Raw genomic sequence first — 3,395 nt, forward strand, 5'->3', positions numbered from 1 at the left:
ACAGAACCCATTCCCAAGGTCGAATATTTTCCGATTTTCAGGTTTTCACGAACTGTCGAATTCAAGCCGAGATGAACTCCATCTTCGATTTTGACGAAAGAACTCGTGCAACTTTGAGCAGCAAAATGGCAGTAATTTCCGATTTTATTGTTATGACCGATCGTTGCTCCGACCATTACCAGACAACATTTTCCGATTTTTGTTCCGGAAGAAATAGAGACATTCGGCATCACAACTGTTCCCTTTCCGATCTTGACATTAGGAGCAACATAAGCTGTTGGATGGATGAAAGTTACTAGGCGTTTATCCGGAATTTTTAAACTTTCGAATAATTTGATTCTCTTTTTTTGTCCGTCTATCTTGTAAATTGTGTTGATGAAATAAAAGCCTTTTTTGATGAAATTTTGAACATCTGTTAATTTTCCTAAAACAGAGAAACTTTCGATCGATTCTCCTTTATTGATGCGATCATTCAAATATCCGGCAAACTCATAATCTTTGAATCCTTTTTGATTAGCATCGAGAATTGCATTGGCTATGACCGAACCGTTTCCTAAACCGCCGAGAATGATAACTTTTTTTGCCACTGACTTGCACTGATCAACACTGATTTTTTTCATTTTTTTACCCGCGAAAAATTTACTTCCAACCTTGAAAAAGTTTAAAAGTATTTTCTTCTTGCTAAACTTTTTCAATGGTTTTTCATCACAAATTCAAACCATTGAAAAGGCTAATTTGCAAGAATTCCTCTGGTGGAAGCCATTTTCAAGGTTTTGTATCAAACAGGATTGTTTGAGTTACACAATTTTCTCAATAACATATTTCGGGCTTCTTTCTACTCTTAAAATCTTGATTCTCAAATTTGGAAGGATCCTGTCAAAAGCGAGCTGAAACAATTTCTTCCAATTATAATTACTTTTCCTGATACAACTTTTATCCCGCTGTAGAGCGACTGTTGAGTATTTGATCTTTGCTCGATAAAACCTGCTCAAGATCGTTCCAGACTTATCAGGAATTTTTTTTACTGTTTCGAGTGCTTTTTTTGTGAAAACTCGAAAAACTCTGGCGTGTTGCGGCTGTTTGATGTTTGTCAGGAAGTTTGAGAAAAAAACAAAACAATCGGAAATAAACTTTTTCCAAAAAGGTTCATCTCTGTGAATCCAGTTAGCAATAACCATTTGCACATCGTTTTTTTTCAAACAGGAAATCATTTTAGTAATATCCTCCGGTCTGTCCTGCAAATCGGAATCCATCACTACGATCAAATCGTTTCGAGCATGATCCAAACCGGCAGTAATGGCATTTGCTTGTCCGAAATTTTTTGATAGTTTCAGAATTTTTATGTTTTCATCTTTTTGTTGAAGACTTCTTAAAATCCGGAAAGAATTATCTTCACTTCCATCATCGATAAAGAGAATTTCATAATTTTGAGTGAGAGAATCAATGACCGGTTTTAGCCTTTGATAGAATTTTTGTATAACTTTTTCATCATTAAAAACCGGCACGACAAGCGATAAACTTTTCATAATTCAGATAGAACACGGATATTACGGATTGAACGGATGGTCACGGATTTTTTTAATATTTTCATATTTCTTTTTTACTCAAACTTCGGAAGTTTTCGCAACAAATTTGTTTTCTTTATTTGCCTGGAAATACTGATCATTCCTCCCATAAAAGCAGGAACTCCGGTCAAGATGAGGAAATTGAAAATTGAAACCGTGAACGAGATCGAAGGATCGATTCCTAATAATCCGAAAAAATAAACGAACGCGGATTCTCTTACTCCGAAACCGCTGATCGTTATCGGAATCAAAGAGATAATCTGGATTATAGGAATAATCGCAATGAAGAAAATCAGAGGTTTTTGAATATTCATTGCTCTGAATAAAATGAAAACATTCAGAATAGTCAGCATCTGAACGAGTAAAATTATGGGAAATACTTTATAGGAAGTTCTTAAATATGGAAATTTTGTTAAGGATTTATGGAGTTTCTGCAGGTAGGAAAAGATTTTGATTTTGGAGAAAATGTTCTCAAATTTTGAGATCAGAAAATTGTAAATCCTGTTGTTGGCAGCAAAGATCAGAACCAGTAAAACGAGTAAAGTTAGAGACAATAAAATGAATCGTAAGCGGAAAATGTTCTGCAAATCACTTATGATTAAAGTTCCGATAATTCCAATAAAGCATAAAAGCAGGAAGCCAAACAATTTTTCAACAACAACCGTGCTTCCAGATTTTCCCGGATTTTGCGGATGTCTTTTCTCGATCTGGTAAATCCTGACCGCAGCGAATCCATCTGAAGAAGGGAGGAAAATTCCCCAGAAAATAGAGATGAAATTAACTTTAATCAAAGTGAAAATATTTTCGTTCAAACCTGCATATTTGAGCAAAATTTTCCATCTGAAAGCGGCTGAAAGCGGAATAAAAATGATGGTAATTCCTAAAGAAATAAATAAAAAATTCGGATTCGAGAGACTCCGGATGTTATCGAAAAGAGAGATGTTGTATTTGAGGATCACTAATGTTAAAAGTCCAATTGAAATGAGTAGTTGGATTATTGTTAAAATTCTTTTTTTCATTTTTACTCGTAATATTCGAAATAAATGACTGGACTTCATCAACTTCAGTTAGATGGAGTTCAGTTTACTGGTAATCTTTGAATCATTCTCAACTCCACGCTTCGCTTTGAAGTCGAGTCTGATTCAAGTTAGCATTTCAAACATCCTATCCAGAGATTTCTTTGCTTTTCTCATTGTTTCGGCAGGAACTGTTATTTCATATTTTTCTTCTGCCAACGCCTGCACTGCACCTGTTAAATCTGTTTTTTTCATATCATCACAAATCATTTTCCTGCTTAACGGAACCAGTTTTTTCTGCGGAAACCTGAATTTCATCTGCTCATAAAGTCCGGTTTCCGTTCCGATTATGACTTCATCATTTTCTTTGATAAAATCGATCATCTGGCTGGTTGAACAGACTTTATCCGCATACATGCAAACTTCCAACCTGCATTCCGGGTGGACCAGCAGAGAATAGCCAGGATATTTTTTCCTTTTATTCAGAACATCATCAATTAAAATCTGATCGTGAACATAACAATAACTATCTAACATGATCAGTCTGCGATTATTCCTATATTCTGCCCATTGACCTATATTCTTATCAGGAATGAAAATAATTTTTTTGTCTTCAGGAAGTTAAGAAATAATTTGATTGGCATTCGCAGAAGTGCAGGTAATCGTGCTTTCTGCTTTCAGAGCAGCAGCAGAATTGACATAGCAAACAACTTCTGCTTCCGGATATCTTTTTTTTAGAATTTGCAAATCTTCGGTTGTTTTCATATTTGCCAGCGGACAATCAGCATCGAAATGTGACATCAGGACTTTCTTC

At 35.2% G+C, this 3,395-nt stretch carries 5 protein-coding genes; all 5 read right to left on the reverse strand.

Translation table 11 applies throughout. The features are described from left to right. The coding region (locus ENL20_02005; protein HHE37328.1) for a hypothetical protein at positions 1-620 on the reverse strand (620 nt) is incomplete at its 3' end. Between the two features lie 177 nt (positions 621-797). Then, complete coding sequence (locus ENL20_02010) at positions 798-1,526, reverse strand: glycosyltransferase (GenBank protein ID HHE37329.1); 729 nt, start codon at positions 1,524-1,526, stop codon at positions 798-800. Positions 1,527-1,600: 74 nt separating this feature from the next. Continuing rightward, complete coding sequence (locus ENL20_02015) at positions 1,601-2,623, reverse strand: flippase-like domain-containing protein (protein HHE37330.1); 1,023 nt, start codon at positions 2,621-2,623, stop codon at positions 1,601-1,603. Positions 2,624-2,707: 84 nt separating this feature from the next. Next, positions 2,708-3,184 (reverse strand): hypothetical protein, encoded by a 477-nt coding sequence (locus ENL20_02020; GenBank protein ID HHE37331.1) that lies wholly within the window; start codon positions 3,182-3,184, stop codon positions 2,708-2,710. A gap of 18 nt (positions 3,185-3,202) precedes the next feature. Next, a partial coding sequence (locus ENL20_02025) for a quinolinate synthase NadA (GenBank protein ID HHE37332.1) occupies positions 3,203-3,395 on the reverse strand: 193 nt, incomplete at its 5' end.

It is taken from the genome of Candidatus Cloacimonadota bacterium (genome assembly GCA_011372345.1).
GTDB lineage: Bacteria > Cloacimonadota > Cloacimonadia > Cloacimonadales > TCS61 > DRTC01.